The 1,057-nt window shown below is 67.9% G+C and carries 1 protein-coding gene; it reads right to left on the bottom strand.

The window, feature by feature from the left end; translation table 11 throughout:
• On the bottom strand, positions 1-952 hold a 952-nt coding region (locus ACFW9Z_RS36080; protein ID WP_384647948.1), incomplete at its 3' end, for an IS481 family transposase.
• Positions 953-1,057 lie beyond the last annotated feature (105 nt).

Raw genomic sequence — 1,057 nt, 5'->3', positions numbered from 1 at the left:
TGTATTGACCCGCAGGGTTGTTGACGCGGGTGATGGGTGGTTGGCCGCCGAGTGCGGTGTGGCTGCGGTGGTGGTTGTAGGTGTGGAGGAAGTCTGCCAGGGCTGCTGTGCGTTCGTCGTTGGAGGTGTAGGGGCGGAGGTAGGCCCACTCGTCGAGGAGGGTGCGGTTGAAGCGTTCGACCTTGCCGTTGGTCTGCGGCCGGTAGGGGCGGGTGAGCTTGCCGGTTGCGCCGAGGTCGGCCAGGGTGTTCTTCCAGGCCAGGCCCTTGCGGTAGGCCCAGGCATTGTCGGTGAGGACGCGTTCGATGCGGATGATGCCGTGGGTGTGGAAGAACGCGGCCGCCCGGGTGAGGAAGCCCGCGCAGGTCGCGACTTTTTCGTCCGGGTGGATCTCGCTGTAGGCGAGGCGGGAGTGGTCGTCGACGGCGGAGTGGACGTAGTCGAAGCCCATGTTGCTGCGGGTGGTCCGGCCGGCTTGGCGGCCCAGGGTCCTGTGGCCGCCGCCGTCGGGGATCCGGCCGAGTTTCTTCACGTCGACGTGGATCAGCTCGCCGGGGCGTTCGCGTTCGTAGCGGCGGATGATCTGGCCGGTGGGCCGGTCGAGGAATGACAGGCGGTTGAGGCCGTGCCGGGTGAGGACGCGGTGCACGGTCGAGGCAGGCATGCTGAGGACCGGGCCGATTCGTGCGGGTCCGAGTTTGCGGTCCTGGCGCAGGCGGCATATTCGGGCTTCGGTTGCGGCGGTGGTCCGGTGTGGTGTCCGGTGCGGGCGGCTGGAGCGGTCGATGAGTCCGCTTTCGCCTTCGGACCGCCAGCGCCGGAGCCACTTGTGGGCGGTGGGACGCGAGATGCCCATCTCCGCGGCGACGTGCGCGACGGGACGGCCGGAGCGGACACGGTCGACGAGCAGCCGCCTGCCGTGAACAGTCAGCCGGGCATTACGGTGGGACATGAGGGCCTCCGTGCGGTGAAGATTCGACACCTCCACCACACACGGGGGCCCTCGCCACGATCAAGCCTCACCAGCGTTAACAACGCTCGTGATCAATACACCTAG

The sequence above is a fragment of the Streptomyces sp. NPDC059452 genome (genome assembly GCF_042750035.1).
Classification (GTDB): domain Bacteria; phylum Actinomycetota; class Actinomycetes; order Streptomycetales; family Streptomycetaceae; genus Streptomyces.
The sequence above is the reverse complement of the archived record's forward strand: the minus strand, read 5'-3'. Positions and strand labels throughout refer to the sequence as shown.